The following is a 272-nucleotide window of genomic DNA, read 5'->3' as shown; positions in this document are numbered from 1 at the left end:
CTTGTCCTGTCTGTGGACAGTCTGCTAAACGCGAAACCGATACAATGGATACGTTTGTGGATTCTTCTTGGTATTATGCACGTTTTACAGCACCTTTTGCACAAGAACCCGTCGACAAAAAAGCGACAACTGAATGGTTGCCTGTGCAACAATATATTGGTGGAATTGAGCATGCGATTCTCCATCTTCTCTATGCGCGCTTTTTTACGCGTGCCATGAAATCGATGGGGTATGTGACTGTCGATGAGCCTTTTAAAGGACTGTTTACCCAA

The 272-nt window shown here is 44.5% G+C and carries 1 pseudogene; it reads left to right on the top strand.

Features of this window, described 5'->3' with window-relative positions:
• A pseudogene (locus ACFINZ_RS11680) lies at positions 1-272 on the top strand (leucine--tRNA ligase); the annotation flags it as partial.

This window comes from Bartonella sp. AA81SXKL, from assembly GCF_042196945.1.
Taxonomy (GTDB): Bacteria; Pseudomonadota; Alphaproteobacteria; order Rhizobiales; family Rhizobiaceae; genus Bartonella.
Note: the sequence above shows the minus strand (reverse complement) of the source record. Positions and strands in the feature narration are given on the sequence as shown.